This is a genomic window from Candidatus Nitrosocosmicus franklandus, assembly GCF_900696045.1.
Lineage (GTDB): Archaea > Thermoproteota > Nitrososphaeria > Nitrososphaerales > Nitrososphaeraceae > Nitrosocosmicus > Nitrosocosmicus franklandus_A.
In genome coordinates this window covers 91,908-110,662 of record NZ_LR216287.1, presented here as the reverse complement: position 1 = coordinate 110,662, position 18,755 = coordinate 91,908, and the positions used below count along the sequence as shown (strand labels likewise).

Sequence of the window (18,755 nt, the reverse complement as noted above, 5' to 3'; positions counted from 1 at the left end):
TACGAAACTCCATCAAAATATAAGCAGAGCATTGTATGAAAAGGTGACTGACTTTCTTTTGATTAACACGACCAGTCTATATTATTCTCCTAATAGAGACGTCACTTTACTGCGAGTCATCAAAGTGAAGAGGTGCCCACACTTATTGTTGAATTTGATAAGAAAAAGTATTCAAATTGGAATAAATACAGTAAAGGTTAAGATGTTTTGCATCAATGAGTAGCGCGGAAAAGGATTCTTCAACTCTAATTAAGGTGGATGATGATATTAAATCCAAAACATTTTGCATCATAGGAAATCCTATAGAACATTCTTTATCTCCACTAATACATAATGCATCCTTCAGTTACATGCAACTTAATTATTCCTACATTGCGTTTAGGGTTCCTGCGGAAGAGCTTGAAGATTCCGTTCAAGCAATGAGGAGAATAGGCATAGCAGGATTTAACGTTACTATTCCACACAAGGTTGAAATTACAAGACTATTGGACAAATTGAGCGATGAGGCAGCACTAGCCAATTCTGTTAATACAGTCAAAAATGAGAAGGGAATGCTAGTTGGATATAACACTGATATCGATGGAATAATGGAACCATTGGAAAAAAAAATATCTAATTTTGAAGGACTTGAGGTATTAATTCTTGGAGCTGGGGGTTCTTGCAGAGCCGCCCTTGTAGGACTAGCAAGAAAAAAAAACAGCATCGGTACGATTAGTATATTCAATAGAAACCAGGATAGACTAAATCAAGTTATCCAACTAGGAAGGAACTTGGGGTTAAATTGCATTCCTTTTGATATTGAAGATTCGAGTAATTTGGCCAAAGTTAGTAAGAATTCAAATTTAATTCTTAACACCACATCCATAGGACTCCATGGAGAAAAGAGTCCTATAACGCCAGACTTCATTTCTAAAAATACAACCGTTTTTGATATTGTGTACAAACCGATTACTACAGACCTGATTTACAATGCTAAAATTGCTGGATCTCAGATAATATTTGGGTATGAAATGTTACTCTCTCAGGGATATAAGGCATTTGAATTGTGGACGGGATTGAAAGCACCAAAGGAGATCATGAAAAAAGCATTATTTGGGATTTTCGGAGAACCGCAGTAAAATGGCTTTATCTGCAACAGCGACAATGTATGGAGCGGTTTCTATAGTAAATGCAATTGCTACGGGCAAGGGTTCAACACTAGGAATATCTTTAAAAGTTACTGTTAAAATTTCTTTGGAACCCGGACATGCAGGAATCTCTAGAAATTTTGCAAACGACAAGTTGGTCAATAGAATAATTAGATCGATTCTACCTAGTAACGTACTTAAAAATCATTTCATTTCCATTAATTTAATTTCTGAAATACCAGCAGGTTGGGGCCTAAAAAGTTCTAGTGCCGTATCAAATGCAGTATCACTTGCATGTCACAAACTCTTGAATGACGAGATATATGATCGGTCAGTTTTAAAAACTGCGGTAAACGCATCGCTATGGTCAGGGGTAAGCATTACCGGTGCCTATGATGATGCATGCGGTTGTTACTACGGGGGGTTGGTATTGACTGATAATTACTATAAGAGATTGATAAGGAGAGATCCGGTAAATAGAGATTTGGACGTAATAATTTTTCTGCCTTCAGGAGTGGCTCGAGGCGAGGTTAAATACCTGTCTTATCACAAGGAGCTCTTTCACCATGCTTTTAGATTGGCATTGAGAGGGGACTACTGGAAAGCTATGAATCTAAACGGAGTTGTTATCAACTCAGTTCTCTACAATAATTATTTACCCTTACTCAAAGCTTTGGAAAATAATTGTCTAGGGGTGAGTTACTCAGGAAATGGGCCTGCTATTGCAGCCGTTGTCCATAAGGACAATGCACAAAATTTAAAGAATTCATTAGAAAAATTCAACGGAAAAATAATACATACCAATACAAATAATCACAAGTCAAAAGTAATTTAGCAATCATTAAAACCTTGAATCTGATTCGCTTTGGGTTGTTTAAATTTGGTTGGTTTGTAGCTTTCTGGCATGACATAATAGAAGCAAAGTACTTATAAACCCAAATATCAAAAAAATAAGAATTGCATATTTCCAATTATTTTTTGATACTAGTTAGTGAAAGAAATCGCAGTTAGATAGGATGTAAGGATGAAAATCAAGGTAAAGAAATCAAGTTTAGAAGGAGAAATTCAATGTCCGCCAAGTAAAAGCTATACACACAGAGCATTAGTCATTTCAAGTCTTGCTGCAGGTAAATCAAACCTTAACAATATATTAATTTCCAGGGACACTAATGCTACGATAAATTGCTGCAGGATGTTGGGAGTCAATATTGTGGGTAAAAGAGACGATGTTTTATCACATAATCTTAAGAATGTTACCGTAACCAGTGAAGGAGGTAGTTGTGGTTTTATCACTCCTAATGATGTTTTGCAATCAGATAATTCAGGTACAACCATTAGACTGTTAACTTCTGTATGTGCACTCGTATCTGATGGGTACAGTGTGTTGACAGGTGATGATAGTTTAAGAAGGAGACCTATGGGTGACTTAATTAAAGCGTTAAATCAATTAGGTGTTACCTGTTTTTCAACTAATTCAAATTATTTTCCTCCCGTCATTGTCAAGGGTGGGGGCATAGAAGGGGGTATAACTCAGATTAGTGGACAAATTTCCAGCCAATTTATTTCTTCATTATTATTATCTAGCATTTTCTCTAAGAAAGGTACTACCATTCAAGTATTAGGGAATCAAGTTTCAAAACCATACATTGAATCAACTATTCATATTATGAAATACTTTGGAGTAGATATCATAAACGAAATAAACTATTCAATTTCCGAAAATTTTGCTGAAGCAATTACAGAAATGGAAAGTCCAAAAATCGCTAATGTAGTTACAGAAGAATATATAGTTCCTCCTAATCTTGTTTACAAAGCAAAGGATTTTGATGTTCCAGGTGACTTTTCTACGGCATCACTGCTGATGGCAGCGGCTATTTTAACAAAAGGGAATCTGACAATAAAGGGTTTAAATTTTGATATGCCACAGGGCGATATGGCCATAATTGATATATTGAGAAAAATGGGCTGTCAAGTAACCATAGATAGATTAAGAGGTAGTTTAAATGTAGAGGGTAATTCCAAATTACAAGGGGGAATTTTTGACCTTAGGAAGACACCTGATCTTTTGCCGGTTTTGGCGATTCTATCCTTAGTTGCAAAAGGTGAAACTCATATTCATGGCATATCACATGCTAGGTACAAGGAAACTGACAGAGTCGCTAACATCGCCTCACAGCTAAGAAGATTTGGTGCATATATTGTCGAAAAAGAAGATTCAATAATAATAAAGCCACCGCAACAGATCAGAGGTGCATCTATTGAATCCTTTAAGGATCATAGGTTATTTATGGCATTTACTATAGCAGGTCTAGCAACAGAAAATTCATCTGTAGACGGCGCAGAATCTGTAGATGTTTCGTACCCTCAATTTGTTAGTGATCTAAAAAGGGTGGGTGCTGATATTCAAACTGTAGGAACGAGCTAAAGTATTATGGTCAATCGATAATCTTCTAAATCTGGTCTACTTTGAGAATAATAATATAACAGACTTGCGGAGATGCTTTAGATAATGCCATCTAACATACTTGGTCATAATTTTACTTTGCTGAGTTTTGGAGAGAGTCATGGCAAATGTATTGGAGCTGTAGTTGATGGATGCCCTGCTGGATTGAAATTATCTGAGGAGGATATTCAACCGATGCTTGATCTCAGAAAACCTGGTCAATCCAGCATCACTACACAGAGGAAAGAAGCCGATGCCGTTAGTATCTTATCCGGAGTTTTTGAAGGTTACACGACGGGAGCTCCTATATGTATGATAATATGGAATACAGATTCAGACTCATCTTCATACAAGGAATTCAGAACCAAACCAAGACCCGGACATGCAGATTACACTGGATATGTAAAGTATGGCGGCTTTAACGATTATAGAGGAAGTGGTAGGTTTTCTGGGCGGTTGACTGCAACCCTTGTAATGGGAGGTGCAATTGCGTTGAAAATTTTAAAGAATTATTTAAATATAGATATAATAAGTTATACAAAGTCGATTGGGAATGTAGAGTTGGATACTCGAAATATTCCACTCGATATACTTGCTTCTAATAGGTATACAAATGATGTCCGTTGTCCTAATTCAGAAGTGTCACGCAAAATGAAAGAAGAAATACTGGCAGCAAGAAGAGATGGCGACTCACTTGGAGGAGTAATAGAATGTATTGTTAGTGGGGTACCCGCAGGTGTGGGAGAACCTATTTTTGAGTCAATTGAGTCAGAAATTTCAAGTGGATTGTTTAGCATCCCTGCTGTAAAAGGAGTTGAATTCGGAAGTGGTTTTAAAGGCTCAACATATAGAGGATCGACAAATAATGATTCTTTTTTTATAGATAGTCAAGATGGCTCCATTAGGACAAAGTCTAATAATTCGGGTGGAATTTTAGGCGGAATAACCGATGGAATGCCTTTAGTATTTAGAGTTGCCTTTAAACCTGCTGCATCAATTCCTAAACTACAGAAAACAGTAAATCTCAAAGAAAGGTCAGAATCGGATCTACTAGTTACTGGTAGACACGACCCTTGTGTAGTCCCACGGGCACCTCCAGTTGTTGACAGTGTTACTGGAATTATACTTTTAGATAGTTGTATGAAGGCTAACTTAATTCCTCGAGTTTTGAGGTAGGTGATTAATGAAAATGTCGCTCGATGATGTAGAAAAGCTAAGAAACGATATGAAGGAAATCACTAACCAGATTTTGGGTTTGATTAGCCATAGGATGGAGATTGCCAAAAAAATTGGAGAAATTAAAACAATCCTGGACTTGGAAATTGTGGATGATAAAGCTGAATTGGATATAAAGACTCATGTACTGGGCAATTCCAAAAGCCTTAACCTTGATCCAGAATTCACAGGAAGAATAATTAATTTGTTAATAACTGAGGCTGTAAGGATTCAAGAAAATGAAAGACAAAAAAAATTACATGAACTAAGAACTGTTAACGAGAATACACATGAATTGCAAGCAAGCAAGCAACTTCTGCATGAACCGATCAAGAGGAACCTATTGACCGACATTAATCAAATTTCAAGACCTCAGATTAAATCACATCTTGATGTCTTTAATTTTGCCAAGGTATTGGAGGCTGAAGGAAAAAAAATTATACATATGGAAGTGGGGGAACCGGATTTTCCTCCACCTGTAGAGATTAGACATGAGCTAGCAAAGATATATGACGAAGGTAAATACCATTATACAAAAACTATAGGAATTACAGATCTTCGTGAACGATTGGCAAGTTACCTAACTACTTTCTTAACCCAGAGAACAAACAACAACATATATGAATTTACTGTAAATCCCCAAAATATCGTTATAACTCCTGGAGGGAGATTTGGAATTTTTGGTACTTTTTCATCATTACTAAGACCAGGAGACGAAATAATTGTTATAGAACCAGCATGGCCTGCATGTCAGGATTGTGCAAACTATCTTGGAGTAAAGACGAGAATCGTGAAATCTAATTTGGAAAACAATTGGGAGCCTAATTTGAATGAGATAGAGAGTCAAATTAATATCAATACCAAGATACTTTGCCTAAATTATCCAAACAATCCAACAGGTAAAATTCTCTCAAAGGAAACCTTACAAAAAATAGTAGCACTAGCTTCACGATCAAATTTATATATTCTGAGTGACGAGGTGTACTCTAATTATGCATACAAGCCTTTTGAAAGCATAATTAATTTTGGTTATGATAAAGCAATATTGGTAAACTCCTTTTCAAAGACATTTGCCATGACCGGTTTTAGAGTTGGATTTACATATTCATTGGATAAGCGTGTAATTGAAAAGTTAACGAAGATTCAAGCGTTAGCTTTGACCTCTGTGGCAGAACCTATGCAATGGTGTGCATCACTTGCTCTTGATGCTGATCCGCAGCTCTATAGTCGGATCATGAAGGATCGCATAGAACTTGTATGTGATGGTTTGAGAGATTTGCCATTCGAATATGTAATTCCTGATGGCGCAATGTACGTATTTGCCAAAATCAAAAATGATATAAAGATCACGGACCTGAAGCTTGTTGGTAGTTTGTTGGACAATGGTGTAGCTGTTGCACCCGGTAGTGGATTTGGATCGATTTATTCCAATTTTATCCGCATATCAACATGTATTGATGCAGATAAGATCAAAAGAGGACTAGAAATAATTGCAATGACTATGGAAAATATACAAAGATGACACAAATAGAGATTCACAATCGACTTGGTATCGAGTAAAATTTTCTACCTTCTTGGTGAAATTATTGTATAATATTTTAATAATTGGTGCTGGAGGACGCATGGGCAATTGGTTTTTTCGCTATTTCAAATACCTGCGAACTTTCTATAATTCTCACTCTAAAAGGAAAGAAAAAATATCATATGCAGACAAAGAGCATTTTGGAATTGACAAAATATTTCTTGTGGATAGAAAAACTTTAGACAAAGATGATGGTTCTGATGAGTCTAATGTTTATAGGTCAACACAAATTTCAGATTTCATACGCGAATCACATATCGTGGTTTTTTGTACTCCAACAGAAATCACCATTAAACTAATGGACAAATTATTAAATTCCTTTCGAGATGAAACTATAGTAGTCGAGGTTTCCTCAGTAAAAAATCGAATTCATAGGAAATTTAAGAAGTATTTGGGTGACTATAAGAAAGATCTGAAATTAATTTCTATACATCCAATGTTTGGTCCAGGAGCTCTTATATCTTCAAATAGTAATATTATTCTTCATATCCCCTTCGATAAATCTTTAGAGTCAGTAGAATCAAAGTTAGTGAAAAGGATGTTTCCTCTTTATGAAATAATTAAGTTGGATAATGCAGTTAGTCATGATGCATTAATATCATTGGTGATTAGTTTGATCTATTTTATGAATTTAATATTCTCAAGAACATTGATTGATACGATTGATAGATACGTTCCACAAAATAGTAAAGATAGATTCAAATTCCTAAAGCAAATATCCGGAAGTTCATACAAGGTTCAATCCATACTAAGTGAAAGCATTCTATTGGATGATACTTCGTTGTTTAACGGGCTTTTTTTAGATAGTCCCAAGTCATTAGAAATCATAAAAAAGTACGGAAAGCGCTATAGTGATTTAGTATCAAAGTTAGAAAAAAAGGATAAATGGTATATAGAGAATTACGTTTCGGAAATAAAGAATGAAATTTCCTCGCAGGTTGACTTGGAACAGTCTTATCGTCTATTGTATAATTTTATAAATAAGAACAAAAAATTTCTCTGATATGAGGGATTCCTAAAATCAATAAGAACATATATGAATTTAAATACCCCCTAACATATGGCTACAAGAAGATGGCTAGATGATCAGGTATCGTTGGACCCCTTAAAGGATGTCAAAATAGCTGTAATAGGTTATGGAATCCAAGGAGCTGCTCAAGCTTCTAATATGAAGGATTCGGGATTAAACGTTACAGTTGGATTAAGACCAAACGGTAAGACATGGGAAAAAGCAGTTTCAGAAGGTCACCGAGTTCTAAAAGTCGATGATGCAGTTAAAGAATCTGAATTGATCCATATATTGATCCCTGATATGGAGCAAGAGGTTACTTTCAAAAATGAAATAGCACCTAATCTAACCGAAAATAAAACGATAAGTTTTTCACACGGTGCAGCAATTCATTGGAGGTGGATTCAACCCCCTCAAAATATCGATGTAATTATGGTTGCTCCTAAGGGACCAGGTCAGCGAGTAAGAGAATTGTTTTTGGAGGGATTTGGTACTCCTTCATTAGTTGCAGTTCATCAAGATTATACCAAAAAAGCCTGGGATAAAGTCCTGGCACTAGCAAAATCAATCGGCAGCACAAAACCTGGGGTACTAGAAACCACTTTCAAAGAAGAGGTCGAAACGGATTGGTTTGGAGAACAAGTCGATTTATGCGGAGGAGTACATCAAATGATTCTAAAATCTTTTGAAACCCTTGTAGAGGCTGGATATCAACCAGAAATTGCATATTTCGAATGTCTCCATGAATTAAAACTGATCGTAGACCTGATCCAAAAGTATGGTATTACGGGAATGTATAACCGGGTCAGCGAAACTGCAAGATATGGTGGATTAACTAGAGGTAAACGGGTCATCGATCAAAGTTCCAAATCAAAGATGAAAGAGGTATTAGAGGAGATTCAATCGGGGCACTTTGCTAATGAATGGGTAACAAATTACAAAAAGGACAAGAAGAGTGCCTTCGAAACAATGTTATTAGAATTAGAAAATCATGAGATTGAAAAAGTTGGAAAAGATTTGAGAAAAATGATGTGGCCTAAAGAAAATATAACTTGAGCAGTATTATGACCACCTCATAACTGTATATTTACAATATGTTATCTTTTCACATTTTTTATTATATGATTAATTATTTCGTCTAATGAAGTACCTGGACCGAAATTTCCTGTAATGCCAGCCTTTTCCAACTCGCCTTTGTCAGACTCTGGAATTACACCTCCCCCTACCAATAAAATGTCTTCTACATTTTTCTCTCGCAATAAACGAGAGACCTTTGGAAACAAAGTCAAATGGGCACCGTTCAATAAACTCATGGCTATCACGTCAACATCTTCTTCAATCGCGGTTTTCACCACTTGTTCAGGCGTACAGAATAGCCCAGAATATATAACCTCCATCCCTGCATCCCTCAGTGCCCTGCAAATTACCAGTGCCCCCCGGTCGTGACCATCTAATCCCAGTTTAGTAACAAGTACTCGAATCCTCTTGGTTGGATTCCCTACGTTTTCATCCTTAATAGCAGTGTTATTGGCCAATGTGGTAGCCATATTCATTATTACTATACGACAAGGGATTAAAATATTTTAAACCAAAATAATATAGTTTTGAAATTACTTCTTTCCACAAATTTAACGGATCAAAAACATAAACCTTAGCAATCCTTTAATGTATATCCAACGAAGTTAATATAACATCATAAATGTCTCTTTCTAATAATCTTGATAGGGTTTCCGAGCAAGTTACTTCAGAATATTACGAATCAGAAATTACACACAAAATATGGCAAATGAAGTATAGAAATAATTGTTATGAATTAGCACATTTTTTGTCAACTTGTGATTTGAGTCTCTTGCAATATCTTGCTACTCAGATAAGAAGCAACCATACTTTCGATTCCAAGGTTATCACATACTCAAGGAAGGTTTTTATAAATTTGATCAATCTTTGCAAGGATTCTTGTTCTTATTGCACATATAAAAAAGAGCCACAGGATATTGATGCTATAATGTTGTCGCCTTCACAAGTGCTGGCGATAGCAGAAGCAGCCAGTCGAAAAGGCTGTACTGAGGCTCTAATTGTCACTGGTGAAAGACCTGAAACAAAATACCCGCAAGTAAAGGCATGGCTGAATAGCCTAGGACACAAAAATCTGACGGATTTAATTGCTGATTTAGGCGAAAAGATACTCAAAAAGACTGGACTCTTACCCCATACCAATGCAGGTACACTTACGAAGAGCGAAATGACCAAGTTAAAACCAACAAACGCAAGTCTTGGTATGATGCTTGAAAGTTCTAGTGAAAGATTGCTGAGCACGGGAGAAGCACATGAATTTGCTCCAAGCAAGATTCCCAAGGTAAGATTGAAGTCTCTCTTGTCAGCTGGGGAATTGAAATTCCCGATCACTACTGGTCTTCTAATTGGAATAGGCGAAACATTCGAGGACGTTATCGATTCGTTGCTGAAAATTAATGAGATAAACAAGAGGTACGGTCACATTCAAGAAGTAATAATGCAAAATTTTATACCAAAAGCAGGTACGCCAATGGAGTATGCCAAGTCTCCCACATTAGAATATTTTTTGAGATGCATTGCATCTGCTAGAATTATTCTTGAGAATATAAACATACAAGTACCACCAAATTTGAGTCCAAAAATTTATTCAAGGTATCTAACCGCGGGAATAAATGATTGGGGTGGTATCTCTCCTCTAACACCTGATTATGTAAATCCAGAAAGTCCCTGGCCAACTATACGGGAAATAAGCAAAGTAACCTTGGACAATGGTTACGTCTTACGCGCGAGATTACCTTTGTATCCCAATTACATTGTCGATCCCAAATTGAATACCCAGTTTATCCATCCCACACTTAAAGGCTATATAGAGCCACTTGTAGATAATTACGGTTTGGTCAAAGAGGATAGCATTCAGAATGAGTATTGAAGAGTTATTTAGAAATATAGACCCTGAAATAAGTTCTATATTAAATAAAGTACTTAGCGACAGTGAAATAAGTCTAAAAGAAGCTATTCGATTATTCGAATCATCAGGTTCTAGCATTCTTGCGATTTCTCTAGTAGCAGATGAATTGAGGTCAAGGAAAAATGGAAATTTAGTCACATATGTTATTAATCGAAATATCAATTTTACAAATGTTTGTATCAAGCAGTGTGGTTTTTGTGCATTTAGCAGAGACTTTCGAACTGAGGAGGGATATATGTTACCAATTAATGAAATAGTCAGACGAGCCAAGGAAGCATGGGATTTAGGCGCGACGGAGATTTGTATTCAAGCAGGATTACCTCCAAGCATGGACGGAATGTTATATGTTAATATTTGTAAAGCGATCAAAGAAGTTGTTCCTGATGTTCATATTCATGCATTCTCACCCGAGGAAATTCTCTATGGTTCAGTGCGGGCTAATACTTCCGTCAGGGATTATCTCAAAATGCTAAAGGAGGCCGGATTAGGAAGCTTACCAGGAACTTCTGCAGAAATATTGGTAAAAGAGGTTAGGAATAAAATTTCGCCAGGAAGGATCAGCGTTGATGATTGGATTAAGGTAATCACAACCGCACATAAGCTAGATATTCCAACCACCTCGACCATAATGTATGGCCATATAGAAAATTATGAAAATATCGCAACTCATCTTGAAATTATAAGAAATATTCAAAAAGAAACAGGTAACTTTACAGAATTTGTTCCTTTAAGTTTTATTCATAACGAAGCACCCATGTCTGGACACAATCTAGTTAGCGGACTTAGGAAAGGAGCTGATGGTATTGAAATAGTGAAAATGCATTCTATTTCACGTTTATTTTTCAATAACCGTATTGATAACATCCAGGTATCATGGGTTAAAGAAGGACCAAAGTTGTCTCAAATACTCTTAGGCACAGGAGTTAATGATTTGGGGGGTTGTTTGATAAATGAGAGTATATCTACTTCTGCGGGCTCACAATATGGACAATTTATGAGACCATTAGAAATGCGTAAATTAATTAGATCTACCGGAAGAATTCCTGCACAAAGATCTTCAAAATACGAAATCATAAAAGAATTCAGTGCTATTGAAGAAAGCCAAGAAGAAAGTGTATTGGATAAGATCGATCCAGAAATTTTTGGGTCTTATCATCGACTAATCAAACTCAATGAATATAGATACAAGAAAATGTAGGAGAAAATGTATTACACAATGATATGAATTAGCGGTTTTTTAGTATTTTATAGTTACAAAAATTTTTATACTCTTTTCCTAAAGATATGATAAAATTTGTATTTGGGTAACAACATTGACGGATTCAGAAATGATATTACAAAAGGTTTACGCAATCCTCAACAAAAATCAACCCCGTCTAAATATCTTTATGACACATTGGGCTCTCAGTTGTTTGAACTAATAACGGAACAGCCGGAATACTATCCTACACGAACCGAAATTAATATTCTAAAAAATAACTCCTCTGAATTGATAAAAAATATATCTAAAGATATTGTGCTAATAGAATTGGGAAGTGGAAGCTCAAAAAAAACCCAGTATCTGTTTCATGAAATTTTGAGAAAGCAAGAAAAATTATATTACTTTCCTATCGATATTTCAATGAATTTCTTGGATTCGATCGTTACAAGTCTTGAAACTCTCAATAAGAACTTGGTGGTTAGGGGCATTCCAGATGATTACATAAACGGTATCAAACAATGCAATAACATATTATTTGAAAACAACATCTACTTTGATACTTTTTCGAGACTGATCGTTTTCTTCGGTTCAAGTATTGGTAATTTCGAACCAGAAGAAGCTAGAGATTTCTTAAAGCAGATTAGATTGAACATCCATGATAAAGATTTCCTTTTGGTTGGATTTGACTTGATCAAAGATGTTGATCTCATTGAACCCGCTTATAACGACAAGGCAGGTTTTACATCAAAATTCAATCTAAATTTGTTGAATCGAATTAACAACGAATTAAGGGGCAATTTTGATATGCGGAAATTTCACCACCATGCTTTCTACAATTCAAGTAAGAACAGGGTAGAAATGCATATTAAATCTAGAGTTGATCAAACTATCAGCATCCTTACGATAGATGAAAATTTTCATTTTGATGCTGGAGAAACGATTCATACAGAGAATTCTTACAAGTATGATCTAACGAAAATTGAAAATCTAGCATCGAGATCGGGATTTGCAGTAGACAAAGTATTCTCTGACAAGAATGACTGGTTTAATTTGGTATTGTTTAGGCCATGTTGAGCCAAATACCTCGGTTTAAACAATTCATTTTGTAAATTAGTTTTACATCGAAAGTTGGAATACAATCTATCGGTCTTAACCCCGTGTTCTATGTAAACTATTCGTGTTACTATTTATGCTTTTACACGTAAGTACTAGTCAAAGATATAGTAAAATTGTTTTTCTATAAACATCCTATGAAATTACATACTCGATTACTTATTAAATTTCTACACATTTATTCTAGACGTAATTAAAAGGAGATTCAGACCAAGAGGATTCTAATTTCTTGATTCGTTCCACACCATCAATTTGGAGGATAACATCCTTTACAGATTCAGGCACCAGGCTTTCCCAAAAGTGATCGTTTTTTGCTATCAATTTTCTTATGTTAGTTCCGTTAAACTGATCCTTTTTGGTAAATATTGGATCTTTCAACGAAATGTCTTCTTTTTCCAACAATAATTTTATGAATATATTACCTGTATAAAGAACGTTAAATGGTGGTGTATATGTTTTCAAATTACGGAACCAACTATAGTTATTTTGATCATCCATGACATGTACCAAGGTTACTTTTTCCATACATATCTCGGCCTCTATCAAACTATTTCTTATCATATGAATACGCTCTCCAGCGGTAAATGGATTATGTGGTGTAAAATTAGCTTGCGAACTACCGACTATTATTATTACCTCAGAATTTTCCTCCAAGATTTGACGTACAAATTCTAAGTGACCCAAGTGAAATGGTTGAAAGCGTCCTATCATAGCGGCCGATAATTTTACTTGATGCATTTGTAACTAAATACTGCTACTTAGTATTTTAATTATCAATCTGATTAGATTTAATACGATCAATTTCCTCCTTTTCAATCCGCTTGAAAATTGGACTAATATCCTTTCCTATTTCGTGTCCTCCTTTGACCAAAAGGTTACTTGCAGAATACCAACTTTGATCAATCAGTTGTTCTTTCATTCCTAATTGATTCCAAATTGTATTAGACAAGGTAGGTATGAATGGATAAAGAAGGATAGAAAGCGTTCTTACACAGTTAACGGATATCCATAACGTATTATTTGCCAAATTAGGAGATTTCCAAGGTTCTTTACTTTGAAAATATTGATTAAATAAACTACTTATTTGTAATATTCTCTTCAAAGCTTTATCAATTTGATTTTGATAAATTAAATTGCCAGTCTCAGATGCCACCGATTTGATCACTTCCACGATCTTCAGATCGACAGGATCAAAATCTGTTGGTAATGGTACAATACCTCCAAATTGTTTTTTCGTGAAAGTAAGTGTTCTATTAATGAAATTTCCAATGTTAGATATTAACTCGTTGTTAATTTTTTCGTAGAATGTATCCCAGTCAAAATTTATATCTGATTGGGAAAACGGAATGATAGAAGCCAAATAGAATCGCAGATAATCTGAATTAAAGTTGTCTGTGAAACTTTTCAAACTAATGGACCAATTCTTACTTTTGGATAATTTTCTATTTTGCAATAACAAATGACCTCGAGTTATTATTCTATCTGGAAGTTTGTACTCTGAATTAATACCCATTCTAATCGCAGGCAAAAATAAATAATGGTGATAAACTATATCTTTACCAATAAAGTGAATTATTTCGGAATTGTTCCATAAATCTCTGCCGTCTTTTTTCAAAACTCTTCCTGAGAATTCATTGAAGGCAGAAATATAGCATAAGTGGTTGTCGAACCATCCATAAAAAACCTTATTTCTGAAATCCTCACTTGATTTAATTTTAGGAATTGGCACTCCCCAAGAAAGATCTCGAGTAATATCCCAATCCTGAAGCCCTGTGTCAATCCAGTTCAAAACATAATTTACTATATCCGATTGTAAATTCCTGTTACTATTCAGCCAATTTTTCAACTTTTCTCCAAACTCAGACAGTTTAAAGAAGTAGTGAAGACTTTCTTTCTTTACAGGAGTTGTTCCACATAAAATGCACTTGGGATCTAAGATTTTTTCTGGAACTCGTCCACAGGATTCACATAAGTCGGAGTACTGATCCTTTGCATTACAAAAAGGACAGGTGCCAATCACATATCTGTCAGGCAGATATTTTTTATCTACATTACAATAGTATTGTACGACAGTTTCTTCTCTAATGTATTGGTTATTGTATAATTTAATGAAAACATTCTGGACAAATCTTATGTTTTCTTCAGAACTAGTTTTCGAAAAGTAATCAAATATTATCCCAACGGACTCGAAATCAACCCTGTCCTTAACATTCCAAGCTTTCACATATTCTTCTGGCGATTTTCCCTCCTTTTCGGCTCTTATTAAGATTGGTGTTCCAAAGTCATCTGTTGCACATATATGATAAGCTTTGGTTCCTGTCAATTTTAAAAATCTTGTAAAAATATCGGCAGGTAAATAAGTACTTGCAATGTGGCCTAGGTGTATTTCACCATTAGCATAAGGTAAGGCTGAAGTAATTATTACATTTTTTTCACTATTAATTCCGTAATTTTGCACAGTTTTACTGAAATTAATGATAGTATCAGAATTATGTACTTTAGACTCGCTTTCGTTGGCAGAATTCTCAAATTGGAGATTTGAATTATTGTCATTGCCTTCAGACATTCTATACATTCTTTATAAGAAAGGTTACAAAAGAAGGTTGATTTAACTTAAGCGCTTACCAGTTTTTTATAAACATTTATAATTTTAACATTTCATCAGTGTAATATCTAAATGACATGGATCAGAGTAGCTAGCACAGGCGACATCAAGGAGGGTAGTGGGAAGGAGCTAAACATCAATGGTCAACGGATAGCCTTATTTTTGTCGAAAAATAGGTACTATGCTATTGAGGCACTTTGTAGACATCAAGACGGATCCTTAGCTCCCGGTAAGGTTGAAGGTGAGGTGGTGGAGTGTCCCTTACATTTTTGGCACTATAACATCCGCACTGGAGAATTATTGGACTATATGGAGGGTGTGCAATTGAATACATACCCGGTTGAAATCCGAAATAATGATATCTACATTAACCTATAACGGTCAAGAACATTATTCCGCCCAAGAATATGAAGTTGTATAATACTCTTACAAATAGCATTGAAGAAATAGACTTATCTAAGAATATCCTGAATATTTATCTCTGCGGTGTCACAGTTTATGATGAATGTCATATCGGACATGCAAGAACAATAATTGTATTTGATGTCTTGAGAAGATTACTTAAAACTAAAGGGATTAAAGTAAATTTTGTGCAGAATTTCACGGATATTGATGACAAGATAATAGCGAGGGCTTTAGAGGAAGGGATAGACGCTAAAGAAATCTCGAACAGATACATTAAGAGTTATTTCAGAGACTTTAGTGCACTTAATGTCTTAGGAGCCGATGCATATCCCTTGGTGACTGAAAATATAGACGAGATCATTAAATTTATCCAGGGTCTGATTGACAAGAAAAAAGCATACTTAGCACTAAATGGAGTGTATTTTCGGGTGAGCGAATTTCCTGACTACGGTAAATTGTCAAAAAAAAATATGCAACAAATGTTTCCGGGCGTCAGAATTGAATTGGATGAAGCAAAAAACGATCCCCGAGATTTTGCCCTGTGGAAGTTTAGTTCTAAGGGTCCTACTTGGCCAAGTCCGTGGGGTAGAGGAAGACCGGGTTGGCATATTGAATGTTCAGCAATGGCCCTAAAATATCTAGGCAATACGATAGACATACATGGAGGAGGCCAAGACCTTATTTTTCCACATCATGAAAATGAGATCGCTCAATCTGAGGGATTGGTCGGAGGTCCATTCGCTAAATTATGGATGCATGTCGGAATGGTAACGATTAAATCTGAAAAAATGTCTAAATCGATAGGCAATACCATAAAGATTAGTGAAATGCTAAAGACAACTGGTCCTAATGTCATTAGACTTTTTTGTGTATCATCGCATTACTCAAAACCAGTTGATTATTCTGAAAATGTTATTCTAGAATTGAAAAATAAATGGAGGCAAATCGCTAATGCATATCACGAATTAGAATTTAGAATACGAAACAATATTTCGATTGTCAATGGTGAAAAAAATTTAGACAAAGATGATGAAAAGTTAGTGAAGGCGTATAAGGAATTTGAAACTGAGTTGGAAAATGATTTGAATTTCCCTATTGCAATGATGGTATTTTATAAATTCGTGAATATACTTAATCAAAAGCTCACTGAAAAGGACAGATTATCGATTTCTTACATGCAAAACTCTCTTAATACTTTGCGAAAATTCATGGACATAATTGGTTTGAAAATCAATAGCATAAGGGACGAAGATTCCCTAGAGATAGAAAAATATATTGCGATAAGAAATCAGTTGCGAAAAGACAGGAAGTATGACGAGGCAGATAAGGTTCGTTCTCAATTGGAAAGTAAATATAATATTGAATTAATAGATCACAAGGATTATACTTTTTGGAAGATAAAGTCCAGAGACGATTCTTGAAACATGAAAAAAATTTTATCCAAAAAATGAAAATTCTTGCTAACTGACTTGGTAATCACTTTTATTCCAGACTAGTGGAATTACTATATGAAAAAGACCGAGAAAAGAAAAACAGTTTTTCTTATCGGCATTTCTTCGATCGCGATTGTATTGCTAATTTTTGTAAATATAAATTCAGCTCAAACTACACAAGACCAGTATGCCAATTATTTTGCTTCTGTTACTGAAGCATCAGTAAATTTGACAAGAGCTTTCCAAGACCAAATCGGGCTGTGGCAATTGGGCCAAATATCTAACAACACTATGGCTGAGATTACGAATAAATACATTATCAATTTTACTTCTCAGCTGAATGAGTTTAACGAGACCGAAGCCCCAGAAGCTTTTTTAGAAACAAAGGAAAATCTTCTGAATTCCTTTGTAAATGAGATAAAAAGTTACGAGTTCTTCCGCGATTACTTGCTTTCTGGTAATGAAACGAAAAATGATATTTCAACTCAATATTTATCACAAGCTTTGCAAGATGAAGCTTCTGCATTCAAGGCCTATGAGAAAATCATAAATCAGAGTATCTCCAGATGATTAATCTATCAGCAGATCTAGTCACGGCATGGCCCGATTTTCATACTGTTATCTCACTCTCACTTTGAAAAAATAGTCCCAGCTGGCACTATGGAATCTGGAGGGATTTTACGCCCCGGTAATATGATAACTGAAGCACCAATTGAACAATTATTAGATACCACAGCTCCGAAATGGTTTCGACCTGTATCAAATAAGTTTCCATTAATTCGATACTGGACATTTTTTCTGGTTAAAAGCACATTTGCTGTTCCCGAATAGCCGCCAAACCATACATTTTTACCAATCATGCTGTCCAGGATCACATTATGATGCGAAATTTTGGCATTACCCGCAAAATATGTTTTTCCTATCTCACAGTTGAATCCAATATTTGTATTGTAGTCGAGCATACTGTTGCGTATTAGAGATCCCATACCAACAAAGCTCCCACTTCCGATATACGTTGGGCCCTTTATCTTTGCGAAATCATCTATAACCACATTGTCCTCGATAATACAAGGCCCTTCGATAATCGCTGTTTTTGCTATCGATGCTCTATTAGATATTATAGAGTGTGTTACCTCATTTCTTAACAGATCTTGGATTATTTCTAGAAACTCCCACGGATATTGAAATTTGTAATACTCTAAACTCCGTTTATCGGATTTTCTTCCTACAACGGTATTGCAGGGCAAAAATAAAAGATTCTTATTTGAAATAAGCGTATTTTGTTGCATATGTATGGTATTACTTGAAAAATCATTTTTTTCAGATACATTAATCTTTTGAGAAACTCGAATATCACGTTTAACAAGTTTATCATAGGTAGTTTCATCAATCTCTTCTACAGGTACATTTGTTGTTGATTTAATTAATCTGCTAATAAAATTTAGCTTCTTTGGTACTAGCACAGTTTCCAATCCATATAATGAATCAATAAGCTCAACATTCCTTGTTATGAGCGCTCTTCCAAAAAGGTATAAGGAGCAATTTGAAGGTATGGAGCTATCAACTTCACTTTCATTATAGTCCAGAAAAGAATAAGAGGTAGACGCGGATTGCATAAATACTATCTTCACTATACCGT

Annotated in this window: 17 protein-coding genes; 13 read left to right on the top strand and 4 right to left on the bottom strand. The window is 35.2% G+C overall.

The window, feature by feature from the left end; translation table 11 throughout:
* Window positions 1-215: 215 nt before the first annotated feature.
* From aroE to ilvC, 7 genes are all read left to right on the top strand, one after another.
* On the top strand, window positions 216-1,118 hold the full coding sequence (gene aroE, locus NFRAN_RS00500) for a shikimate dehydrogenase (protein ID WP_134482580.1): 903 nt from the start codon (window positions 216-218) through the stop codon (window positions 1,116-1,118).
* 1 nt (window position 1,119) lies between these two features.
* Complete coding sequence (locus NFRAN_RS00495; RefSeq protein ID WP_134482579.1) at window positions 1,120-1,962, top strand: shikimate kinase; 843 nt, start codon at window positions 1,120-1,122, stop codon at window positions 1,960-1,962.
* Between the two features lie 189 nt (window positions 1,963-2,151).
* Window positions 2,152-3,552 (top strand): 3-phosphoshikimate 1-carboxyvinyltransferase, encoded by a 1,401-nt coding sequence (locus tag NFRAN_RS00490; RefSeq protein WP_134482578.1) that lies wholly within the window; start codon window positions 2,152-2,154, stop codon window positions 3,550-3,552.
* A gap of 84 nt (window positions 3,553-3,636) precedes the next feature.
* Window positions 3,637-4,746, top strand: a complete 1,110-nt coding sequence (gene aroC, locus NFRAN_RS00485; RefSeq protein WP_172601997.1) for a chorismate synthase — start codon at window positions 3,637-3,639, stop codon at window positions 4,744-4,746.
* Window positions 4,747-4,759: 13 nt separating this feature from the next.
* Window positions 4,760-6,307: an aminotransferase class I/II-fold pyridoxal phosphate-dependent enzyme gene (locus tag NFRAN_RS00480; RefSeq protein WP_172601996.1), complete on the top strand. Its 1,548-nt coding sequence runs from the start codon at window positions 4,760-4,762 to the stop codon at window positions 6,305-6,307.
* Window positions 6,308-6,371: 64 nt separating this feature from the next.
* Complete coding sequence (locus NFRAN_RS00475) at window positions 6,372-7,370, top strand: prephenate dehydrogenase/arogenate dehydrogenase family protein (protein WP_134482575.1); 999 nt, start codon at window positions 6,372-6,374, stop codon at window positions 7,368-7,370.
* A 57-nt stretch (window positions 7,371-7,427) separates the two neighbouring features.
* Entirely contained in the window at window positions 7,428-8,432 is a 1,005-nt protein-coding gene (gene ilvC, locus NFRAN_RS00470; RefSeq protein WP_134482574.1) for a ketol-acid reductoisomerase, read from the top strand.
* A gap of 41 nt (window positions 8,433-8,473) precedes the next feature.
* Here the strand turns inward: ilvC and NFRAN_RS00465 are convergent, their stop codons facing one another.
* Complete coding sequence (locus tag NFRAN_RS00465; protein WP_134485533.1) at window positions 8,474-8,923, bottom strand: cobalamin B12-binding domain-containing protein; 450 nt, start codon at window positions 8,921-8,923, stop codon at window positions 8,474-8,476.
* Window positions 8,924-9,075: 152 nt separating this feature from the next.
* Between NFRAN_RS00465 and cofG the strand changes: the two genes are divergently transcribed.
* The 3 genes from cofG to egtD all read left to right on the top strand — a co-directional run bounded on the left by cofG (window position 9,076) and on the right by egtD (window position 12,634).
* Window positions 9,076-10,320: a 7,8-didemethyl-8-hydroxy-5-deazariboflavin synthase CofG gene (gene cofG, locus NFRAN_RS00460; protein WP_134482573.1), complete on the top strand. Its 1,245-nt coding sequence runs from the start codon at window positions 9,076-9,078 to the stop codon at window positions 10,318-10,320.
* Entirely contained in the window at window positions 10,310-11,557 is a 1,248-nt protein-coding gene (gene cofH, locus NFRAN_RS00455; RefSeq protein ID WP_134482572.1) for a 5-amino-6-(D-ribitylamino)uracil--L-tyrosine 4-hydroxyphenyl transferase CofH, read from the top strand. Before cofG ends, cofH begins: the two co-directional genes overlap by 11 nt.
* Before the next feature lie 102 nt (window positions 11,558-11,659).
* The gene (gene egtD / locus NFRAN_RS00450; protein ID WP_172601995.1) at window positions 11,660-12,634 is read left to right on the top strand and encodes an L-histidine N(alpha)-methyltransferase; all 975 of its coding nucleotides are present in this window, start codon (window positions 11,660-11,662) and stop codon (window positions 12,632-12,634) included.
* 222 nt (window positions 12,635-12,856) lie between these two features.
* On the opposite strand, the gene NFRAN_RS00445 is transcribed toward egtD, so the two are convergent.
* Both NFRAN_RS00445 and metG read right to left on the bottom strand, forming a co-directional pair.
* Window positions 12,857-13,411 carry a nicotinamide-nucleotide adenylyltransferase gene (locus NFRAN_RS00445; RefSeq protein WP_134482570.1) on the bottom strand — a complete coding sequence of 185 codons (555 nt, stop codon included), beginning with the start codon at window positions 13,409-13,411 and terminating at the stop codon, window positions 12,857-12,859.
* A 28-nt stretch (window positions 13,412-13,439) separates the two neighbouring features.
* Window positions 13,440-15,239 carry a methionine--tRNA ligase gene (gene metG / locus NFRAN_RS00440; protein ID WP_134482569.1) on the bottom strand — a complete coding sequence of 600 codons (1,800 nt, stop codon included), beginning with the start codon at window positions 15,237-15,239 and terminating at the stop codon, window positions 13,440-13,442.
* Window positions 15,240-15,350: 111 nt separating this feature from the next.
* Here metG and NFRAN_RS00435 point away from each other — a divergent pair, with 111 nt between their 5' ends.
* The 3 genes from NFRAN_RS00435 (at window position 15,351) to NFRAN_RS00425 (ending at window position 17,686) form a co-directional block, all read left to right on the top strand.
* Window positions 15,351-15,656 (top strand): Rieske (2Fe-2S) protein, encoded by a 306-nt coding sequence (locus NFRAN_RS00435; RefSeq protein ID WP_134482568.1) that lies wholly within the window; start codon window positions 15,351-15,353, stop codon window positions 15,654-15,656.
* Between the two features lie 29 nt (window positions 15,657-15,685).
* The gene (gene cysS / locus NFRAN_RS00430) at window positions 15,686-17,104 is read left to right on the top strand and encodes a cysteine--tRNA ligase (protein WP_134482567.1); all 1,419 of its coding nucleotides are present in this window, start codon (window positions 15,686-15,688) and stop codon (window positions 17,102-17,104) included.
* Between the two features lie 87 nt (window positions 17,105-17,191).
* Window positions 17,192-17,686: a hypothetical protein gene (locus NFRAN_RS00425; protein ID WP_134482566.1), complete on the top strand. Its 495-nt coding sequence runs from the start codon at window positions 17,192-17,194 to the stop codon at window positions 17,684-17,686.
* A 59-nt stretch (window positions 17,687-17,745) separates the two neighbouring features.
* Here the strand turns inward: NFRAN_RS00425 and NFRAN_RS00420 are convergent, their stop codons facing one another.
* Window positions 17,746-18,732: a hypothetical protein gene (locus NFRAN_RS00420; RefSeq protein WP_134482565.1), complete on the bottom strand. Its 987-nt coding sequence runs from the start codon at window positions 18,730-18,732 to the stop codon at window positions 17,746-17,748.
* Window positions 18,733-18,755 lie beyond the last annotated feature (23 nt).

Bases quoted from the DNA above. Each gene is read 5' to 3' on its own strand.
- aroE (WP_134482580.1), top strand. From the start codon at position 216: ATGAGTAGCGCGGAAAAGGATTCTTCAACTCTAATTAAGGTGGATGAT.
- NFRAN_RS00495 (WP_134482579.1), top strand. From the start codon at position 1,120: ATGGCTTTATCTGCAACAGCGACAATGTATGGAGCGGTTTCTATAGTA.
- NFRAN_RS00490 (WP_134482578.1), top strand. From the start codon at position 2,152: ATGAAAATCAAGGTAAAGAAATCAAGTTTAGAAGGAGAAATTCAATGT.
- aroC (WP_172601997.1), top strand. From the start codon at position 3,637: ATGCCATCTAACATACTTGGTCATAATTTTACTTTGCTGAGTTTTGGA.
- NFRAN_RS00480 (WP_172601996.1), top strand. From the start codon at position 4,760: ATGTCGCTCGATGATGTAGAAAAGCTAAGAAACGATATGAAGGAAATC.
- ilvC (WP_134482574.1), top strand. From the start codon at position 7,428: ATGGCTACAAGAAGATGGCTAGATGATCAGGTATCGTTGGACCCCTTA.
- NFRAN_RS00465 (WP_134485533.1), bottom strand. From the start codon at position 8,923: ATGGCTACCACATTGGCCAATAACACTGCTATTAAGGATGAAAACGTA.
- cofG (WP_134482573.1), top strand. From the start codon at position 9,076: ATGTCTCTTTCTAATAATCTTGATAGGGTTTCCGAGCAAGTTACTTCA.
- cofH (WP_134482572.1), top strand. From the start codon at position 10,310: ATGAGTATTGAAGAGTTATTTAGAAATATAGACCCTGAAATAAGTTCT.
- NFRAN_RS00445 (WP_134482570.1), bottom strand. From the start codon at position 13,411: ATGCATCAAGTAAAATTATCGGCCGCTATGATAGGACGCTTTCAACCA.
- metG (WP_134482569.1), bottom strand. From the start codon at position 15,239: ATGTCTGAAGGCAATGACAATAATTCAAATCTCCAATTTGAGAATTCT.
- NFRAN_RS00435 (WP_134482568.1), top strand. From the start codon at position 15,351: ATGACATGGATCAGAGTAGCTAGCACAGGCGACATCAAGGAGGGTAGT.
- cysS (WP_134482567.1), top strand. From the start codon at position 15,686: ATGAAGTTGTATAATACTCTTACAAATAGCATTGAAGAAATAGACTTA.
- NFRAN_RS00425 (WP_134482566.1), top strand. From the start codon at position 17,192: ATGAAAAAGACCGAGAAAAGAAAAACAGTTTTTCTTATCGGCATTTCT.
- NFRAN_RS00420 (WP_134482565.1), bottom strand. From the start codon at position 18,732: ATGCAATCCGCGTCTACCTCTTATTCTTTTCTGGACTATAATGAAAGT.